Annotated in this window: 13 protein-coding genes; 7 read left to right on the top strand and 6 right to left on the bottom strand. The window is 56.3% G+C overall.

What is annotated here, in order from left to right:
• Positions 1–44: 44 nt before the first annotated feature.
• The 4 genes from recJ to brnQ form a co-directional block, all read right to left on the bottom strand.
• Positions 45–1,769 (bottom strand): single-stranded-DNA-specific exonuclease RecJ, encoded by a 1,725-nt coding sequence (recJ, locus tag DB48_RS01480; RefSeq protein WP_041508548.1) that lies wholly within the window; start codon positions 1,767–1,769, stop codon positions 45–47.
• Positions 1,770–1,863: 94 nt separating this feature from the next.
• Complete coding sequence (dsbC, locus tag DB48_RS01475; protein WP_041508547.1) at positions 1,864–2,613, bottom strand: bifunctional protein-disulfide isomerase/oxidoreductase DsbC; 750 nt, start codon at positions 2,611–2,613, stop codon at positions 1,864–1,866.
• Between the two features lie 219 nt (positions 2,614–2,832).
• Complete coding sequence (gene xerD, locus DB48_RS01470; protein WP_041508546.1) at positions 2,833–3,750, bottom strand: site-specific tyrosine recombinase XerD; 918 nt, start codon at positions 3,748–3,750, stop codon at positions 2,833–2,835.
• A gap of 82 nt (positions 3,751–3,832) precedes the next feature.
• Positions 3,833–5,164, bottom strand: coding sequence for a branched-chain amino acid transport system II carrier protein (brnQ, locus tag DB48_RS01465; RefSeq protein WP_041508545.1), 1,332 nt, complete (start codon positions 5,162–5,164; stop codon positions 3,833–3,835).
• Between the two features lie 457 nt (positions 5,165–5,621).
• On the opposite strand from brnQ, the gene DB48_RS01460 reads away from it, so the two are divergent.
• The 6 genes from DB48_RS01460 to DB48_RS01435 all read left to right on the top strand — a co-directional run bounded on the left by DB48_RS01460 (position 5,622) and on the right by DB48_RS01435 (position 15,287).
• Positions 5,622–6,335, top strand: coding sequence for a tRNA1(Val) (adenine(37)-N6)-methyltransferase (locus DB48_RS01460; protein WP_041508544.1), 714 nt, complete (start codon positions 5,622–5,624; stop codon positions 6,333–6,335).
• A gap of 89 nt (positions 6,336–6,424) precedes the next feature.
• Positions 6,425–7,645: an ATP-dependent RNA helicase SrmB gene (srmB, locus tag DB48_RS01455; RefSeq protein ID WP_041508543.1), complete on the top strand. Its 1,221-nt coding sequence runs from the start codon at positions 6,425–6,427 to the stop codon at positions 7,643–7,645.
• Positions 7,646–7,881: 236 nt separating this feature from the next.
• Positions 7,882–9,096 carry an efflux RND transporter periplasmic adaptor subunit gene (locus tag DB48_RS01450; protein WP_041508542.1) on the top strand — a complete coding sequence of 405 codons (1,215 nt, stop codon included), beginning with the start codon at positions 7,882–7,884 and terminating at the stop codon, positions 9,094–9,096.
• Entirely contained in the window at positions 9,096–12,233 is a 3,138-nt protein-coding gene (locus DB48_RS01445) for an efflux RND transporter permease subunit (protein WP_041508541.1), read from the top strand. The genes DB48_RS01450 and DB48_RS01445 overlap by 1 nt, the downstream gene beginning before the upstream one ends.
• 150 nt (positions 12,234–12,383) lie before the next feature.
• Complete coding sequence (locus DB48_RS01440) at positions 12,384–12,986, top strand: TatD family nuclease-associated radical SAM protein (RefSeq protein WP_041508540.1); 603 nt, start codon at positions 12,384–12,386, stop codon at positions 12,984–12,986.
• 84 nt (positions 12,987–13,070) lie between these two features.
• Positions 13,071–15,287, top strand: a complete 2,217-nt coding sequence (locus DB48_RS01435) for a PAS domain-containing protein (protein WP_052813601.1) — start codon at positions 13,071–13,073, stop codon at positions 15,285–15,287.
• Between the two features lie 59 nt (positions 15,288–15,346).
• Here DB48_RS01435 and DB48_RS01430 read toward each other — a convergent pair whose 3' ends face one another.
• Together DB48_RS01430 and DB48_RS01425 are read right to left on the bottom strand one after the other, a co-directional pair.
• Positions 15,347–16,300: a LysR family transcriptional regulator gene (locus DB48_RS01430; protein WP_041508539.1), complete on the bottom strand. Its 954-nt coding sequence runs from the start codon at positions 16,298–16,300 to the stop codon at positions 15,347–15,349.
• Positions 16,287–17,264 carry a LysR family transcriptional regulator gene (locus DB48_RS01425; protein WP_041508538.1) on the bottom strand — a complete coding sequence of 326 codons (978 nt, stop codon included), beginning with the start codon at positions 17,262–17,264 and terminating at the stop codon, positions 16,287–16,289. Before DB48_RS01425 ends, DB48_RS01430 begins: the two co-directional genes overlap by 14 nt.
• A 518-nt stretch (positions 17,265–17,782) precedes the next feature.
• On the opposite strand from DB48_RS01425, the gene DB48_RS01420 reads away from it, so the two are divergent.
• Positions 17,783–19,960, top strand: coding sequence for an OmcA/MtrC family decaheme c-type cytochrome (locus tag DB48_RS01420; protein ID WP_041508537.1), 2,178 nt, complete (start codon positions 17,783–17,785; stop codon positions 19,958–19,960).
• The last annotated feature ends 65 nt before the right edge of the window (positions 19,961–20,025 follow it).

Raw genomic sequence — 20,025 nt, 5'->3', positions numbered from 1 at the left:
ACACCGTCTGTCGGCAAAGTAAGCTCCAGCCTTAATGACAAGGCTCACTTAGGCTCGATCTGCTCCACCATCAGCTGCAGACTCTCATTGCCACGAAACTCATTGATATCCAGCTTGTAGGCAACCTCGGCGTATTGGATGGTGGCATCTGGCCAGGTGGCGAGGTCCACGTTGAAGGCGATAGCATCCACCATGGTCTGGCCGCACTCGCTCTCGAGCACTAACTTGAGGTGACGCTCGCCGACGATCCGCTGCTGCAGGATACGAAACACGCCGTCGAATATCGGCTCGGGGAAATTCTGTCCCCAGGGGCCGGCGCTGCGAAGCTCTCTGGCCAGTGCCATGTTGAGCTGGGCCGGGCTCAGCTGACCGTCGCTGACGATCTCGCCTGTAAGTTGTTCTGGCGCTAACAGTTCGCGTACCGCCTCATCATAGGCCCTGGCGAAACGCTCGAACTCTCCGGCGTGCAGCGACAGGCCCGCCGCCATGGCATGACCGCCAAACTTGATGATCATCCCGGGATGACGGGCGTTGATCAGCTCAAGCAGGTCGCGCATATGCAGGCCCTTGATAGAACGCGCCGAGCCCTTGATCTCGCCTTCCCCCGCCTCGGCAAAGGCGATCACCGGCCTGTGGTATCTGTCTTTGATACGCGACGCCAGGATACCTATCACCCCCTGATGCCAATCCTGCTGATAGAGGGCGATGCCCCAGGGCAGTTCGCTCTCATCAAGCGACAGACTCTCCAGACGTTTTAACGCCTCCTGCTGCATGCCGGTTTCCAGCTCGCGCCGCTCGGCGTTGAGCCCATCCAGCTCGCTGGCCATGCGCCGCGCCCGCATCATGTCATCGCACAATAAGGTCTCGACCCCAAGTGCCATCTCATCCAGGCGCCCGGCGGCGTTCAGCCTGGGGCCGACCGCGAAACCAAAGTCAGAGGCCACGATGCGTGAGGTGTTGCGCTTGGCGACCTCCAAAAGCGCAGTGATCCCTGGGCGACAACGCCCCGCCCGCACCCGCTTGAGTCCGGCGTCCACCAAGATACGGTTGTTGGTGTCGAGCGACACCACGTCCGCCACTGTGCCCAGGGCAACGATATCCAGTAGGCTGGCGAGATTGGGCTCTTGTACGCCTTGAGCCTGATACCAGGCGCGACTGCGCAGCTCGGCGCGCAGGGCCGACATGAGATAGAAGGCCACCCCGACCCCGGCGATCGCCTTACTGGCGAAGCCACAGCCCAGTTGGTTAGGATTCACTATCGCGTCGGCCTCGGGCACGCTTTTGCCCGGCAGGTGATGGTCGGTGATCACCACCTGCATCCCCAGCGCCTTGGCCGCCGCAACGCCCTCGATAGAAGAGATGCCATTATCTACCGTGATCAACAGCTCGGCTCCCATCTGCTGCGCCACCTGCACTATCTCAGGGCTGAGGCCATAACCGTAATCGAAACGGTTAGGAATGAGGTAATCCACATTGGTCGCCCCCATCATCCTCAGAGCTAGCAGGCAGACACTGGTGGAGGTAGCGCCATCGGCATCGAAGTCACCGACGATCAGTATCGATTGCTGCTTGGCCATGGCGTCGGCGATGATGGCCGCGGCCTTATCCACATCCTTGAGCGTGTCGGGGCGCAGCAGGTTAGCCAGCGCCAACTCGCAGTCGTCCGCCGTGCAGCCTCGGCTGGCATAGACTTGTTTTAGGATGGGAGAAAGATGACTCGGCAGATGGCTGTCATCTACCTTGGGGCGGCGCACTATCTTATGGATCACGACTCAAACAACCTTTAAAAATCTTGCCGCTAGCATAACAAAGCCAGCGCTGAACACACAGCAAAAGATGGGCAAAAAAAAGGTGAGCTGTGGCTCACCTTGTTTCACGCGTTAGCGACTTATTGGATGCGATCCAGCACCTGGACAGCTGCTCGGGCGGCTGATAACCCGGGATCATGGTGCCGTCTTCCAGGATAATGGCAGGTGTACCATTTACGCCCAGGCTTTGACCCAGATTATATTGCTGAGCGATCTTAGCGTCACACTTGGCGCCGCTGATCTGCTTGCCCGCCTTGGCATCGGTTAGTGCCTTAAGCGGATCCGCCGAGCACCATACGGCTTCCATATCGGTAGCATTCTTCGATGGTATACCCTGACGCGGGAAGGCCAGGTAACGCACAGTGATGCCTAAATCGTTGTACTGATCAATCTGGTTGTGCAGCTTGCGGCAGTAGCCACAGGTGATATCGGTAAATACGGTAACCACATGCTTCTCGTTCTTGGCCTTGTAGACCAGCATGTTCGGCTCGAATGGCTTGATCGCCTCCATACGCGGGCCAGCCAGGGCGGCCTCGGTCAGGTTCTTCATGCCATTATCGAGATCATACAGATTACCGTGAAACAGCTTGCTGCCATCTTTACTGATATAGAGTACGCCACGGTTAGTGATCGCCTCATACAAGCCTGGAATAGAAGACTGACTCAGGCTTTGTACCTCTACGCCTAAGGTGTCTGTTAATTTCTGCTTCAACTGGTCGCCATTGTCGACCACGTTATTCGATGCCGCCATCAGGGGCGTGGCCACCATGGCAACAACTAAGGTGAGCGCTCGGGTAAACTTCATTAGAATTCCTATAGGGTGTTAGGGCTAATAGCTTTAAAGCAAATTAGGCTGCCGGTATTCCAACCTAAATTGTTACTAAAACTTGCTATGACCAATATGTCATTTTTATAGACCGGCCTTGAGGCAGAAAAGTTACATGCTCACGGTCGCTAAAGCAAACGAATAATCGTAATGGCCGCCACACTTTAGCGCATTCATGAGGCATTTCTCTGATTCTGGTCAGCCTCTGGGGTGATGTTGTTGATGCAGCTGCGCCAATCTGGCCTTAGCCACATGGGTGTAGATCTGGGTCGTCGACAGGTCGCTATGGCCAAGCAGTAGCTGCACCACACGTAAGTCCGCGCCGTGATTGAGCAGGTGAGTCGCAAAGGCATGCCTCAGGGTATGCGGCGACAGATGCACATAGATACCGGCGCGCTGGGCGTATAGCTTAATCCTGTGCCAGAAGGTCTGGCGGGTCATCATGTTGCCGCGCTTTGAGGGAAACACCACATCGCTGGCCTTACCCTTGAGCAACTCGAACCTGGCCGCCTTGAGATAATCTTCTATCTCGGCGCCCGCCTGCTCGCCAAAGGGCACCAGACGCTCCTTGCTGCCCTTACCGACGATACGCACCACGCCTTGTCTCAGGCTCATCTGATCCAGCGTCAGCCCCACCAGCTCAGATACCCGCAGGCCACTGGCATAGAGCAGCTCCAGCATGGCGCGGTCCCTGGCCTCGACGGGATCTTCCCGGTTGGGCTCGTTGAGCAGGCGATCCACATCGGCCTCGCTCAGGGCGTCGGGAAGCTTTCGTGCCAGCTTGGGCGGCTTGATCATCGCCATGGGGTCGACCTCGATCAGCTTCTTCGCCAGCAGGTATTTATAGAAACGCCTCAGGCTACTGAGCAGCCTGGCGCTGCTGGTCTTGGCAAAACCCTGTTCGACCCTTTGAGCCAAGTAGTCCCGCACCTCGGCCTGACTGGCCGACAACAGGCTGGAGCGCTGCTTTTGAAGGTAGCGGTCGAAGTGGCTAAGATCGCTACGATAGGCCTGCAGCGTGTGATCGCTCAGCCCCTTGGCGGCCCAGAGCTCATCGAGAAAGGGCTCGATGAGAGGATCCAGATGATGGGCTTGAGCTTGAGCTTGAGCCGACATGCAACACTTCCTTATCAGATAAAAAAACGGTGCTAACTCTCAGAGTTAACACCGTTATCTTACGCTATGGGCGTAAACGACATCAATTGAGTACCGCCTCGCCGCTCGGGCGTTTGACCACTAAGCAGGCAAAGATGGTAATTGCCGTCGGCAGTAACCAGGCCATACCTTGAGCCGACAGTGGCATCACATCGAACACGCTCATGTCGACACCCGCAGCCTTGAGGCCGTCGATGATGCCAAACACCAGGGCCACGCTCAGCACCATGCGGTGGGCAAAGGCTGGCTGAGCGAAGCGCTCGGTCAGGTAAGTCACAGCCACCAGGGCGATGGCTACCGGATAGATGGTGACCAGCACAGGGATGCTGATGCTGATCAACTGCGCCAGGCCTACGTTCGCCACCACGGCGCAGGTCACACTCATCACCACCACCAGCAGTTTATAAGAGAGGCGAGGCATCAGCTCGTTGAAGTATTCGGCGCAGGCAGACACCAGGCCGACAACCGTGGTCAGACAGGCCAGGGTCACCACGGCCGCCAGCAATAGCTGACCCGAGGCACCAAACTGATGATTCACATAGTTAGTAAGAATCACCCCGCCGTTATCGGCGCCCACGGCCAGGTCACCGGCGGTCGCGCCCAGATAGAATAGCGAGATATAAACAAACGCCAGGCCACCGGCGGCGATAAAGGCCGCACGCACCAGATACTTGGTCTGCTCTCTTGGCGAATCCACGCCCTTCTTACGCAGCAGATCGATGATCAGCATGCCGAAGATCAGCGACGCCAGGGTATCCATGGTGTTATAGCCTTCGATGATCCCCTTGGTTAATGGGTTCGCCTGATAATCGCCTACGGCTGGCGCCACCTCGGCGCCCGGCAGGATCACCACAGAGAGCGCCAGGCCCATCAATAGGATGATCATGATAGGGGTCAGCACCTTGCCCACGCTGTCCAGCAGCTTGCCGGGAAATAGCGACAGCAGCATGGCGATACCGAAAAAGATGCTGGTGTAGAAGAGTTGTGAGCTGGTGAAGACCACACCGGCAAGTTCAAAACTCGCCTCGGCATTTTCGATGAAGGGCTTGTAACCCATCTCATAGGCGACGAGACCGGCGCGGGGCGCCGCAAAGGCCGGGCCTATGATGATATAGATGGCGACCGCCAGCATGGTCGCGGCCAGCGGCGGCAGCAGGCCCATCACCTTGCCATTGGCCTTCGCCACGGCGATCAGGGTGATGAGCGGCAGGGTCACCGCCGTCAGCAGGAAGCCAATCATGGCCCAAGACATATTCTCACCGGCAAGGAATCCGGCCAGTGGCGGGAAGATCAGGTTACCCGCCCCCAAGAAGAAGGCAAAGGTCATGAAACCTAAGCCCAATGTATCCGTCATACTCAATTTATTATTCTGCACACAACGCCCCGTTAATCTGCTTTGTATAATGATCTTAATCGCTTAGTGGAAATTATCGGCTAATGACCGCGACCTTCATTGCGTGTAAACTTCTTATTACACGTCTCCGTGGTAAATCTAGCCCATTCTTGGCTACTTCTTGAACGACAGCAGGATTAACTAACGCTAAAAATGCATTCAAACTGGCTTACCTGGCTCAAATCAAGGCTTTCAGCCCTGACAGGAGGACCTACTATTAGCAAAAAGGTTAATGAGACACAAGATTATGGCTGCAGATCGACGCAAATGAGAGCGTAAATTTAACAATCTCGCCACACCCTGTTTTCACCCGTCACACCAGGCAACATTTGGCCCTAGCAAGATTCACTGTTTTGCGCCCCTGTAACAGCGGACTTTCTGCCCTCGGTGCAATCACGTACAATGCGCCCCAAGAGTTTCTATCTCCAAACGTCAGGCCATGCCCTTTACCTTCAAGCAATTTCACGTCGATGACAGCCACTGCGGCATGCCCGTCAGCACAGATGGCGTCCTGCTCGGCGCCTGGGCCCCACTGGCTCAGGCAAAAACCATACTGGATATCGGCGCGGGCAGTGGTCTGCTGAGCCTGATGGCAGCCCAACGTAGCGAGGCCAGCATACTGGCGCTGGAGATAGACCCCATGGCGGCCAGGGACTGTCAGCATAATATCGACCAGAGCCCCTGGCGCGATCGCATCACGCTGATCCAGGCGGATCTGCTGGACTGGTATCCACTTGCTCAGGCTCAGACTCAGTTTGATCATATCCTCTGCAATCCGCCCTATTTCGATAACGGTCCCCAGGCCCAATGCGACAAGCGCGCCCAGGCCAGACACACAGACAGCCTGGCATTCGCAGACCTGCTAACGGCCATCAAGCACCTGCTGGCCCCACAGGGTCAGGCGAGCCTGATCCTGCCCGCTGCCAGCCTGGACAGATTCCTGTCGCTGCTCCCCCAATGCGAGTTGGCGCTCCAGGCCAGGGTCGATATCACCACTACCCCAACCAAGGCGCCTCAGCGCCACCTGCTATGCCTGAGCCACGGCGCGTCGAGCACACAGGTAAAGACAGAAAGCCTCAGCATACGCACGGCCTCAGGGGAGTACAGCAAGGCGATGGTTGCCCTGACCCAGGCCTTCTATCTCAAGCTCTAAGGCGCGGCGATGACGCGAGGCAAGCGGCCTCGCACTTTACTCAGGTTTGGGTGTATAATGCCGCGCTATTATTTAGAGAGACGCAGCGCATGCAATTTGAAGATTTCCACCTTGACGACACCCTGCTCGAGTCGCTCAAGGCCATGGGCCATCTTGCCCCGACGACCATCCAGCAACAGACGATCCCCCTAGCCCTGGAGCATAAAGATATCCTGGCGCGGGCACCGACAGGTACCGGCAAGACAGCCAGCTTCCTGTTACCGGCGCTGCAACATCTGCTGGACTTCCCGCGCCGCTACTCGGGTCATGCGCGCGTGCTGATCCTCACGCCTACCCGTGAGCTGGCCAGTCAGGTACACAGATACGCCTCTCACCTGGCCACCGGCCTGGGACTGGATATCGCCATCATCACCGGCGGCGTACCTTATGGTCCTCAGGAGCAGGCGCTCAAGGAAAATATCGATATTCTGGTGGCCACACCCGGCCGTCTGATGGAGTACCTGGACAAGCAACTCTTCGACGCCCAGTCGGTTGAGATCTTAGTGATCGACGAAGCCGACCGCATGCTGGACATGGGCTTCTCGTCGGCGGTACAGTCCATCGCCATCGAGGCGCAGCAGCGCAAGCACAACATGCTGTTCTCGGCCACCCTGGAAGGCGGTGGCGTGAGCCGCTTCGCCGAGATGCTGCTGACCAATCCCGTCACCATAGAGACCAAGCCACCGCGCAGCGAGAAGGCCAAGATCCACCAATGGATGCACCTTGCCGACGATAAGGATCATAAGTTCGCCCTGCTGTGCGACATCCTCAAGCGTGAAGAGGTGAGCCGCGCCATCGTCTTCGTCAAGACCCGTGAGGTCGTGGCCAGCCTGGAAGGTCAGCTGCAGCAGGCCGGCATCCACTGCGCCTTCATGCGCGGCGACATGGAACAGAAGGCGCGTTTTCAGGCGCTGGGGCGCTTCACCAAGGGTGAGGTCAACGTGCTGCTGGCCACAGACGTGGCGGCACGGGGTATAGACATCGACGGCATCACCCATGTGATCAACTTTGACATGCCGCGCTCGGCCGACACCTATGTGCACCGCATAGGTCGCACCGGTCGCGCCGGTAACAAGGGCACTGCAATCTCACTGGTGGAGGCCCACGACATGCGCGTGGTGGCCAAGATTGAACGCTATATCGAGCAGCCGCTGAAACGCCGGGTGATCGACTCGCTACGTCCTAAGCATAAGGAAGCTAAGGTGCCCACCAAGAAGAAGGTGAAGAGCAGCGACAAGAAGAGCCCCAAGAAGGGCAAGAAGAAACGCTAAGCACTATTGGGCTCATATCTGCCATCTCGACAATGAAGCGTCCCCCTGGGGGCGCTTTTTTTATGAAAAATTAACAAGTCGATAGCAAGCATCACCAGCTTCACTTGATTTTCAATATGTTAAATTGGTTTAACAGAGTAAATTTGACACAATTTATTTACAAAAAGACTTTTGCGCACCGAGTAGACTCTGGTAATTTATAGGGCATTAGCTCAGCACGGAATAGCATGAAGTCAATGATAAAAATTATCCTACGAAGAGTTTTCCCGCCCATCCTTATCCTGATCGTCTTCGGTCTATTTGCCGCACTCTTGATGAGCACTCAGGAAGCCCCTGAGCAGAAAGCGGAAGAGATGCCCGTCCCCATAGTGGATGTGATGCAGGTAAAGAGTGAGACCGTCTCACTCAATCTGCCCTCTTACGGCGTGGTGCTCCCCAAGAACAAGACTCAGCTGGTCACAGAGGTGCAGGGACGCATGCTGACCATCTCGGACAAGTTTGTCGCCGGTGGCATAGTCAAGCGTGGTGATATGCTGGCGCAGATCGAGCCCTCAGATTACGAGGCGGATCTGATGCAGGCTCAGGCTACCCTGGCTCAGGCCAAGGCCGCACTGGACGAGGAGATCGCCCGCGGCGAGGTGGCCAAGAACGACTGGAAAGGTTACGACGGCGGCGTACCGCCCGAACTGGGCCTGCGTGTGCCTCAGCTCAAGAAAGAGCAAGCCAACGTCAAATTTGCCGAGGCAGCCCTGGCGCGTGCCCAGCGCAACCTGGAGCGCACCACCATACGCGCACCATTTGACGGCATCATCAAGTCTCGCAACGTAGATCTGGGCCAATATGTCACCCTGGGCACTAACCTGGGTGAACTGTACGACACCCGCATCGCCGAGATCCGCCTGCCACTGGCCAACCATGAACTGGCCTACCTGGAGTCTATCGACAACCCAGACACCCAGGTGACCCTCAGCGCCGAGCTGGCGGGCCGCACAGTGAACTGGACTGGCAAGATAGTACGCAGCGAAGGGGTGATCGACGCCGACAACCGCATGGTCTATCTGGTGGCCGAGGTCAAAGACCCTTACCTCAGACAGAACAAGGATGCAGGTCAGCTGCCGCTGAAATATGGCAGCTTCGTTAACGCCATCATCAAGGGCCGCACGGTCGAGGGGATAGTCAAGCTGCCTCGCTACATCGTCAGGGATCATCAGGTTGCCGTGGTGCGCGACGACAACACGCTTGAGATGCGTGAGGTTAACGTGGTGCGCAGCGATATCGACAAGGTCTATATCAAAGACAGCCTGGAAGATGGCGAGCGCATCTCGCTCACCACCATCAACAACATGGCCACCGGCCAGCTGGTGAAGGTGATTGGCGAAGAGGACAAGTCCCAGAGCAAGGACAAAGAGGAAGATGAGCAGCAGACCTTAGTGGCAGCAGGTGAGCAGTAATGGAGACCAATACCCACAAAGGCATTATCGCCTGGTTTGCCCGCAACAGCGTGGCGGCCAACCTCTTGATGTTTGCGCTGTTGATCGGCGGCCTGTTCAGCACCTTGCTGATCAACAAGGAGGTCTTTCCCTCCTTCGAACTGAACTATCTGCAAATTTCCGTGGCCTATCCCGGCGCCGCTCCCCAGGAGATCGAAGAAGGGATCAACATCAAGATCGAAGAGGCGATCCAGGACATCAGCGGCATCAAGAAGGTGACCTCGGTCGCCAGCGAAGGCGCGGGTAATGTCACCATCGAGGTGGAAGACGGTTTCGATGCCCAGGATATCCTCGACGAGGCCAAGCTGCGCATCGACGCCATCGCCACCTTCCCCGACAATATCGAAAAGCCCAATATCTTCCGCATCAAGCCGGAAAACAACGTCATCTGGGTCTCTGTGTATGGCGACATGAACCTGCACGAGATGAAGGAGCTGGCCAAGAGCATACGCGAGGAGATCACCGCCCTGCCCGCCGTTACCCGTGCCCAGGTTACCGGTGTGCGCGATTATGAGATAGGCATAGAAGTCTCGGAAGACAAGCTACGCGAGTACGGCCTAAGCTTCGCCGACGTGGCCATCGCGGTGCGTAACTCCTCCATCGACCTGCCCGGCGGCTCGATTCGCGCCGAGGATGGCGACATACTGCTGCGCACCAAGGGCCAGGCCTACACGGGCGATGACTTTGCCAAGATAGTGGTCAAGACACGTAAAGATGGCAGCCGCATCATGCTGCCCGAGGTGGCCAACATACGCGACGACTTCGAGGAGCGTCTGGAATATACCCGTTTCAACGGCAAGCCCGCGGCCATCATCGAGGTGCTGAGCGTCGACGATCAGAACGCGCTGGATATCTCCTCCCAGGTGAAGGCCTATGTGGAAGAGCGCCGAGCCACCCTGCCGGCAACCGCTCAACTGGATACCTGGGGCGACTTGACCCACTACCTCAAGGGTCGTCTCAACATGATGCTGTCGAACATGTTCTACGGTGCTTTGTTGGTATTTATCATACTGGCCCTGTTCCTCGACCTGCGTCTGGCCTTCTGGGTAATGTTGGGTCTGCCTGTCTGTTTCCTCGGCGCCATGCTGATCATGCCGCTGGAGCCCTTCTCGCTGTCGATCAACATGCTGACCCTGTTCGCCTTTATTCTGGTGCTGGGGATAGTGGTGGATGACGCCATCGTCATCGGCGAGAGCGCCTATACCGAGATCGAGCGGCACGGCCACTCGCTGGACAATGTGATCAAGGGCGCCCACAAGGTCGCCATGCCCGCCACCTTCGGCGTTCTGACCACCATAGCCGCCTTCATTCCCATGCTCATGGTGTCCGGCCCCATGGCGATCATCTGGAAATCGATTGGCCTGGTGGTAATCCTCTGTCTCGCCTTCTCACTGGTGGAGTCAAAGCTTATCCTGCCGGCGCATCTGGCACACCTTAAGCCGCGACGCCCGAATCCTAACCCCAACCGCTTTGTGCGCGCTAAGCTGGCGCTCAACAACAAGGTGCAACACTTTATCCATCATAACTACCGCACCTTCATCGGCCGCTGTATCGAGCACAGATACAATGTGGTCGCCACCTTCGTCGGCGTGCTCATCCTCTCGGTGGCTTTGGTCGCCAGCGGTAAGGTGCGCTGGGTCTTCTTCCCCGATATCCCATCCGACTTCATTCAGGTGAGACTGGAGATGGATGTGGGCAGCTCTGAGGCCAACACCCTCAAGGTGGTCAAGGAGATCGAGAACGCCCTCTATGTGATGAACGATCAGATGGAAGACGAGTACGGCTATCCTGTGGTGAAACACAGCTTCATCAACATGGGTTCGCGCACCTCGGCCTTTATCTTCGCCGAGCTGACCAAGGGTGAAGACAGGGACGTGGACGGCGTCACCATCGCCGATGCCTGGCGCAAGGCGCTGCCGGAGCTGATCTCGGTGAAGAAGCTCAACATCAACGCCAGCACCAACGACGCCGGTGGCGATATCTCCTTCAGGCTCACCTCGAGCGACTTGGAGCAGCTCTCTCAGGCCGCCGACGAGCTAAAACAGAAGCTGCGCACCTACGAGGGGGTGTATGACATCTCGGATAACTACTCCTCGGGTAGCCACGAGATCCGCCTGGCGATCAAACCCGAGGCCGAGGCCCTGGGGCTGACCCTGTCGGACCTGGCCAGCCAGGTGCGTTACGGCTTCTACGGCTATGAGGCACAGCGTATTTTGCGCAACAAGGAAGAGGTCAAGGTGATGGTGCGCTACCCGCTCGAGCAGCGCCGCACCCTAGGGCATCTGGAAAACATGATGATCCGCACGCCCCAAGGCACCTCTGTACCCTTCTCTAGCGTGGCCAACATCGAGCTGGGCGATTCCTACTCGTCGATCACCCGTGTAGATGGCCGCCGCGCCATCACTGTGGTCGCCAACGCCAACAAAAACGTGGTCGAGCCCTCTAAGGTGGTGGCCGAGATCCAGAAGGATTTCCTGCCATATCTCGAGAGCAAGTATCGCCACATCTCCACCACACTCGATGGTGGCAGCGCCGATGAACAGAGCGCCATGATAGGCCTTATTCAGGGCTTCTTCTTTGCCATGTTCACCATCTATGCGCTGATGGCGATTCCGCTCAAGTCCTACAGCCAGCCGCTGATCATCATGTCGGTGATCCCCTTTGGCATCATCGGCGCCCTGTTCGGCCACTTCATCCTGGGGCTCTCCATGAGCGTCCTCAGCCTATGTGGTATCGTGGCGCTGGCTGGGGTGGTGGTGAACGACTCGCTGATCCTGGTGGACTTTGTTAACCGCGCCCGGGCCCAGGGCTTGCCACTGAAAGAGGCGGCCATAGACGCAGGTTGTTATCGTTTTCGCGCGATCATCCTCACCTCTATGACCACCTTCGTCGGCCTGGTGCCTATCATCTTAGAGCGCAGCCTGCAGGCGCAGATAGTGATCCCCATGGCCACCTCGCTGGCCTTCGGTATCCTCTTCTCGACTGTGGTGACCCTAGTACTGGTTCCCGTGCTCTATATCATTCTCAACGATATCAGACGCCTCTTCCGTTGGTGGTGGCAACCCCGCAGCTATCGCATCGAGGGTGAACGGTCCTGATTGACAGTGGAGATACATTCAAAGGGGGGCTAAGCCTCCCTTTTTGATCCAGCTGACGTTTTCGCCGCGTCAAACGCGGTAGACTCAAGCCATCATCTTTGCAGGCCGCCTTACCAGGGGCTTGTTCACCACAGCTTAACCGTGAGAGCCATGAGTCAGTCCACCTTAGTCTACGATATTCGCAACAGCCGCTACCTTAACATCACAGGGCGCTGCACCCTGCGCTGCCAGTTCTGCCCCAAGCATAACGGCAGCAAGCAGGTGCATGAGTATCAGCTGGATCTCGACCATCAACCCAAGAGCGAGGAGATCATCCCTTTGCTTGGCGAGGTCAGTCAATTCGACGAATATGTGTTCTGCGGCTATGGCGAGCCGACACTCAACCTGGCCACCCTGCTCGAGGTAGCGCGGGAGATCAAGCGTCGCGGCGGCCGGGTTAGGGTCAACACCGACGGCCTGGGTAACCTGTTTCACCGGCGCAACATACTGCCTGAGCTGTCCCAGGTGGTCGACGCCCTCTCCATCTCCCTCAACGCCGACACCGAGGCGGCCTATCTCAGCCACTGCCAGCCCAAGCTCAAGGGGGCCTATCAGGCGCTGTGGGACTTTATCCGCCAAGCACCTAACTATATCGAGCAGGTGCAGGTGTCTGCCATCGAGGGCTTGCAAGGTGTGGATATCGACCGTTGCCGTGAGCAGGTAATGGAGGTCAAGGCTGAATTTAAACACAGAAAACTTGGGGTCGTCGGCTAGCGTTGCCGGTTTGTAACCGACTGTGTTCTGCGGCGAAAATCATGCTAACATAGCCGTAAAATCACTCGGGAAACACCGCTTGCAATGCTGACGCAGAAACAACCACAACTGATCGCCGGACAGGGCCTGCACTGGTCTGCGCAACGCATCTTCTCGGTGGTCACCCAGATCATCATCTTGCTGATCAGCGTCTTGCTTCTCACTAACGTCATCATCACCCTAGGCGAGCGCCGCCTGCAGGAAGATTGGGCGACCCAGAGATACAGCGAGCTGCAATCTGTCGGCACCCTGATCGCCGACAAGGTCTCCTTCCAGCAGTTTCGTACCCAGATGTTTGCCAACGATGAGCTGCTCAAGCGCTACCTGACCATCCCCAGCGAGGTGCGTCAGCGCAAGCTACAGGAAAGCTGGGAGGTGATGATACGCAACATTCCCGAGCTGCTCGATATCGCCCTGTTCGATCCTCAGGGCAAGTATAAGTTCTCCACCACCAACGACTTTAGCCGTGACCCGCTGCCACCCTCGCTACTGGGCGGCGCGCGCAACATGGGCGGCAACGAGGTCTACACCTCGCCACTGGAGTTTACCCCCATCAAGGGCAAACTGGAGCCTTACCTCTATCAGCTGGCCTGGCTTGAGAATCCCGACCAGAGCGTGCGCGGCTACTTGCTGACCTATCAGTCGATGACTCGCATGCTAAAGAGTATCAAGCCCGCCTACTCCAGCGCCGAGTCGCCGCTGCTGATGCTCGACACCCAAGGGCTGCTGTACGCCGGCGCCGAGAGCAAGCCGACCATCAACCGCATCCCGGATACCATGGGCGGTAGCCTGCGTCAGACCTATCCAGCGCTGTGGCGCAAGATGGCCATGAGCAACTTCGGCCAGTTCCATGGCGACGACGCCACCTTCGTCTACCTCAAGATAGAGCTGACCACTCAGTATGAGACGCGCCGGGAATATTACCTGGTCTCCTATGTGCGCAACGACGCCATCGCCGAGCTGTTCTCCGAGTGGCGCAACATCTTAATCGTCGGTGCCGTGGTACTTACCCTGTTGGCACTGGTGCTGATCCTGCTGAGCCACTCCTATCGCATAGGCCAGCGCTCGCGGGAATACAGCATAGAGCTGGCCCACCGCCTGTTCCATCAGGATATCGGCTGTGTGATCATCAACGACAAGAACCGGGTGATGACCGCCAACGAGAAGGCCGCCGAGCTATTGTGCCTGCCCCTGGATGAGCTGCAGGATCGAAACCTGCAACGCATCTTGCAGTTCGAGAACGAGCAGTACGCCGAAGTGGCCGCCCAGCTGGAGGCCAACAACAAGTGGCAGGGGGTCATCGACTTCGACTCGCCCGGCGGCAGTCATCTGGCGATCACTGTCACCAGCTCGCCGCGTCGCAGTCGCCAGGAGAAATATTATCTGGTGACCTTCGAGGATGTGTCGCAGCTCAGAAAGGCCCAGCATCAGGCCAAGCTCAACGAGCTATTGAACGACAATGCCATCCCCTGCGCCTTGGTGCAGGCCAACGGCATGCTGGAGCTGGCCAACCAGGCCTTCATGCAGCTGGTCTCCATCCATGATATTCAGGGCAAGAACCTCACCGAGCTGCTCAACAACGATCTCAGCTCCCAATGGCCGAGGATCACTCAGCAGATCTTGCTGCAGGGCAGCTGGAAGGGGCAGATCCTCTGTGACCCTAACAGCAAGGAGAACACCTGCCTGCAGGCGACCCTCAAGGGCCACCTCGACGCCGCCGGTGAGATAGAACATATCGTCTGTACCCTGGAACAGGCACAGAAGCGTGCCCTGCTGCAGGACTCGGGCGACTTCATCCCTCACCGCAGCGCCATCTTAGTTAACCTCAGGGATCTGGATGACTACTTTAAGTCCCTCAGTGCCACCAGCCGTGAGCACTCCAGCCTGCTGCTGATCGACATCACCGCCGAGAGCATGCTGAGCCACATGAGCGACATAGGTCAGCTGGAGAATCGTCAGCGCGAGGTGGAGATCCATATCCTCAGAACCCTGCCGATCAACTACCAGATGTCCCATTGGCAGCTGGGCAAACTGATCGTCATCCTGCCCGACACCAACTCGGACGATGCCCACCATTTCGCGGTGAAGTCGTTAAATGGCCTCAACGAGATAGGCCTGGGTACAGGGATCTGCATGGGCATCGCCAGCTACCAGACGGGTCAGAATCTGGAGCAGTACCTGAGTAATGCCGAGGTGGCGCTCAAGCGCGCCAAGCAGATAGGTGAGCAGAATATTTGCCAGGCGTTTACGCGGCAAAACTAACGCAGCGAAACTAACGCGGCAAAACTAAAGCCCACACTAGACGCCTGAAGGAATCAGCATTACTGATGCATGGAAAGGATGTAATCTTCCAGGCAATGTTGCAGCCAAAATGGCGTCGTCACCTTGCCACTCGCATCGAGCCTTAGCCATAGATAGACTGTGGGGTGGCTGAAGTTTTCCAAGATGATGTTGTCTTGCACAAGCTCTATCTGCTGTGCGCGCAGCCCTTTGATGTTTCTCAGGAAGTTTACGGCTCCCTTCACGCCGATAATAATGATGGCATCTGAATTTAGCAGGCTGTTGGCCGCACTTCCTAAGTCGGGTGCCGTGGCATAGATCTCTAACTGCTTGCCGACTCGCTTGGCATAGTTTCCCAGCGGCGACTTGTTGGCGGGGAACGGCATGGTTCTGAGCTTAACCAAGGGGTAATCGATCATGTTATCCACATTGGGCGCCGACCAGATGGGATGATCTTCCCGAGCAACAAGATAGCCACCACGATGCTGAATAACGGATTTAGACAAGATGGCGCGATCATTTGCCCGCTCGAAACAGATCGCGGCGGCGATCTCGTCGTTGAGCAGTTGCTGCTGGGTTAACTCGCCCCAGGCGGACGTGCTCACCATCAACTCGCTGTCAAAGACACGATAGGCGGCCTGCTTAACGCTTTGGGTTAAATTGACCTCCAGCTGAGGCACGGTGGCGATTTCAACATGGTCGTGAACCGCCCCAGTCACACCGCGCATCAAGAGGTCCACCTGCTGACGACACGCCAGCATCTCGTTAAACAGAGGGTAGAGATCGTGGGCCCTGTCTGTCGCCTGAAACTGGCTTTCCCTGCGAATAAACAAAGGATCATCGAATACGTTGCGCAGCGCCGCCAGGGCTCGGCTCACCTTGGGCTGTGACAGATCTAAATGATTTGCTACCTCGATGGCGTTCTTCTTCACATACACCTGGCAGAATATCTCTATGGTCGCCAGGGAAATATCCAGCAGCTTATCCTTTGGCATAGCCAGCTCCTTCACAGTTGAGAATGACATTCCCCTGGATATAAGAAGCTATCTCCTGCTCCAACCATGGCGGCCTATTCCCTCCTTCTCTGAGCTTGGTTAAGTAATGGCGATGACCATCGGCGCGGCGATTGAGTAGCCTGTTTTGGTCCTCCGGCAACGCCAGGGCCGACAGATTGGCCTTAGCACATAGGAAGGCGACCGCATCGCGATAACAGATAAGGGTTAACGCATCGCTACGCTCCAGCTGAATCATGAGATCCGACAGCAAACAGACCTTGGCAACCAGGTTAATGGGCAATCCCCTGTCTAATGCATAGAGGGTAAGCGGGTCATGTTCCTGCTCCAGCTCATGACCGTTAAAGCTTATATAGGGATATTGCAGCATAGCCTCAATATCCGCCCGGGCTTCGTGATGAAAAATCGGATGCTGCTGGTTGCCCACCAGCACATAGGCGTCTGCCCGCGCGACAAAGTCAGACGATAGACGCTCAGAATTAAATGCCCTCAGGGTAATGGCTAAATCCACATTCTGACGAATAAGCAGCTTGTCGATATCATTGCTACAAGGCTTAATATTGAAGGTATAACGCTGCTTAAGCTGCGAGGCCTTGTCCTGTAGATAACTTAACAGGTTTAGCGAAATAGGAGGCGGGCAGGCAATCGTCAGCTCGGTATGAGACTGCTCGGTATCCTTACTGGCGCAGGAGAGACTCGCCTCAGACAGGGCTAACATCTGCTTCAGGTGAGGATAGACACTCTGGGCAAAAGGCGTGTGTTCGAAACCATGCTGCCTGCGGACAAACAAGGGTTCATCGAAGGAGTGGCGCAATGCCTTTAAACTCCGGCTGACTTTAGAAGATGCCACCCCGAGTTGCTGGGCCACCTCAGTGGCATTTAAGGTATCAAACAGTAAGACAAACACTTTAATATTGAACAGGGTATTAGTATTAATCTTGCTCATGCCTCTCCTTGAAGAATCGCCCTTAAATAAGGCTTAAGTGCCGTTAGCTAATGTACGCTAAGTCACCTGGCATTACGTTTACCCAGTGCAAACTTTTATCTCTTCACCCGTGCATTTGTTAAATATGTGACATCGAAAAATGCCATACCTCTCGGACACAGATAACCGACAACAGAGAGTAACACGACACCATAAAAACAGAATACTTCATATTAAACATAAGGATAGATAGACGTAAGCCTTTGCAGATAAAATTCACTTTTGCCATTTGCATAATATGAATATGAGAGTTCCACTTTCTAAAAAGCGAGATGCCTCACTAGTAACAGCCAGCCAAACAGACCACTGCACTAAAAACCTGCATGCCAGCAAAGCAAACACCAAGCAAACCCGAAGCTAAACAGCATTTTATATAGTTGAAAACTTTATTGTTAAGGTGATGTGCTTCATATCTGACAAAAGCCCGCTTCTTTAACATTTCTCCTGGCTATACCCCAGTGGTTTATCTTGGAGAAAAAATGATGATAACAACAAAAACAACCACACTGGCGGCACTTATCGCTTCGGCAATGATGCTGTCGGCCTGTGGAGATGGGAATGATGGAAAAGATGGTATCGACGGTGAAAATGGTCAACCCGGTACACCGGGCACACCTGGCGCCGTCGGTTTACATATTGACATGGCAGAAGAGGCTATCGCCAATATCAACAAGGCAAGCTATGCCGACGGCATCATAAGCGTCGACTTTGAGCTGGAAAACCGCCAAGGCGTAGGCCTGTTTGGTTTAACCGGTGAGAATCCGTTTCACGATTTCCGCTTCTCACTGGCGCAGCTGCAAACCCATGAGGGCAGCGACCTGAAACAATGGATATCCCTGCTCAACGACACCACCAACGACGATGGCACCACCTTTGAGCAAGGTTTCGAGAAGATTAAAGACTGTATCGAATGCCTAGTCGATCATAACGACGGCAGTTACACCTACACCTTTAGCACCAACCTGCTCACCGCCGAAGATGCCGCCGACGTCGAGTTTAACCCTGACCTGACCCAACGTATCGCCATCGAGATGCAGTTCGAATATGACTCGGGCCATGAACTGGCCGAAAATGCTCACTTCGACTGGATCCCCTCTACCAACGGCAGCGAAGGCATAGAGAGCCGAGAGCTGGTGACCATGCAAACCTGCTACACCTGCCACCAAGCCGATAGCCTCAAGGCACACGGTGGACGTCGCCTGGACCTGGAAAACTGCCAGGCCTGCCATAACGGCATAGTCACAGATCCCAATGCCATCTCTGTCGAGTTTGGCCACATGGTCCATGCCATCCATATGGGGCCACACCGTGAAGGTAAAGACGCAGATGGCAATGTGGTACCCATGCCATACACCATCGCCGGTTACGGTGGCGATCATGCCTTCGACTACCCCGCCTTCCCGACAAAACCCTTCATGGACTGCGCGGCCTGCCATGTCGAAGATGACAACTTGGCAGACAAAGATCTCTGGCTCGCCAACGCCAATGCCAACGCCTGTACTGGCTGTCATACCGACTCGCCAGCCCAGCATCAGTCAGACAAGAACCCGGCGCTGAGCTGCACCGACTGTCATAGCGCCGCGGTGCATGGCGATCATGCCAAGCCCTATCAGGCAGCCAAAGACTATGATGTCACCATCAGCAAGGTCGCCATCTCTGCCGCCAACGAGATCAGTTTCGACATGGCCATCACAGATCCAGCCGGTAACCTGGTGAGCCAGCAGGAGGTCTACAAGCTTGGCTACAGCAAGCCTTACATGGTGGTCAGCTGGGACGTCGACAAAGATTATCCCGACTATGATCAGTCGCCCTACAGCCAGCGCCGTATCGACATCAAAGATCCCACCAAGGCAACCTGGAATGCCGACAACAGCGTCAGTGTAAAAGTCGCGATGAACTTCCCAGCCGACATCGCCTCACGCTCGCTGGAAATCCTGCCTGTACTCAAGGTTTGCTTTGCAGAAGGCAGCGGCTCCCGTGTTAGCTGCGATGCCGACAACGCCTACCCAGCCTATGTGCAGACCGATGCCTTGCGCACCGTGCTTGATGACAGTGAAGCCGTGGTGGCCGATCGCCGCGCCATCATCGACAGCCAAAGCTGCTATGGCTGTCACAGCTTTGAGTTCTATCACGACTCAAACGGCGTCAACTGTATCGCCTGCCACACCAATGACAAGAAGCTGGGCGCGGTCGAAGACGCCAACGGTGACGCCGTTGCCTGGGGTGAGATGAAGTCCACCAGCTTTATGTACAAGGCCCACAAGGCAAAAGGCCATGACAATGGCCATGGCGGCAGCGGCACCCTGCTAAAGACCGACTGCATGACCTGTCACTCGGCCGAGCAAGGCTGGGGCGGCCTGTCCTACGGCTTTGAGCTGGGCCGTAACCCAGGACAAGCCCATACGGTGCCTAGCTTCATCCCAGGTAAGAGCAACGACCCTGCGGTCAACCCGGTAGCAACCTGGTATGCCTCATCCGATGCCGCAGCCTGCATGAGCTGTCACCAGAAGTATCTCTCTGAGGCGGCCGTGGCTCACATGGAGGGCAACGGCGCCTACATAGGTGCCGACAAGGCCAGCGCCAAGGCGGCACGCGAAGCCTGTGCGACCTGTCATACCCCTGAGAAGCTGATGCACGCTCACGGTCATCAACTGTAAGACCCAAAGGTGCTCGCCCTCACCGAGCACCGAGTTCCACCCTGCAATGTCAAAGGCACCTTCGG

It is taken from the genome of Shewanella sp. cp20 (assembly GCF_000832025.1).
GTDB lineage: Bacteria > Pseudomonadota > Gammaproteobacteria > Enterobacterales > Shewanellaceae > Shewanella.
The sequence above is the reverse complement of the archived record's forward strand: the minus strand, read 5'-3'. Positions and strand labels throughout refer to the sequence as shown.

Coding starts and splice junctions, on each gene's coding strand:
- dsbC (WP_041508547.1), bottom strand. CDS start 2,613: ATGAAGTTTACCCGAGCGCTCACCTTAGTTGTTGCCATGGTGGCCACG.
- DB48_RS01440 (WP_041508540.1), top strand. CDS start 12,384: ATGAGTCAGTCCACCTTAGTCTACGATATTCGCAACAGCCGCTACCTT.
- srmB (WP_041508543.1), top strand. CDS start 6,425: ATGCAATTTGAAGATTTCCACCTTGACGACACCCTGCTCGAGTCGCTC.
- DB48_RS01435 (WP_052813601.1), top strand. CDS start 13,071: ATGCTGACGCAGAAACAACCACAACTGATCGCCGGACAGGGCCTGCAC.
- DB48_RS01460 (WP_041508544.1), top strand. CDS start 5,622: ATGCCCTTTACCTTCAAGCAATTTCACGTCGATGACAGCCACTGCGGC.
- DB48_RS01445 (WP_041508541.1), top strand. CDS start 9,096: ATGGAGACCAATACCCACAAAGGCATTATCGCCTGGTTTGCCCGCAAC.
- xerD (WP_041508546.1), bottom strand. CDS start 3,750: ATGTCGGCTCAAGCTCAAGCTCAAGCCCATCATCTGGATCCTCTCATC.
- DB48_RS01450 (WP_041508542.1), top strand. CDS start 7,882: ATGATAAAAATTATCCTACGAAGAGTTTTCCCGCCCATCCTTATCCTG.
- DB48_RS01430 (WP_041508539.1), bottom strand. CDS start 16,300: ATGCCAAAGGATAAGCTGCTGGATATTTCCCTGGCGACCATAGAGATA.
- DB48_RS01425 (WP_041508538.1), bottom strand. CDS start 17,264: ATGAGCAAGATTAATACTAATACCCTGTTCAATATTAAAGTGTTTGTC.
- DB48_RS01420 (WP_041508537.1), top strand. CDS start 17,783: ATGATGATAACAACAAAAACAACCACACTGGCGGCACTTATCGCTTCG.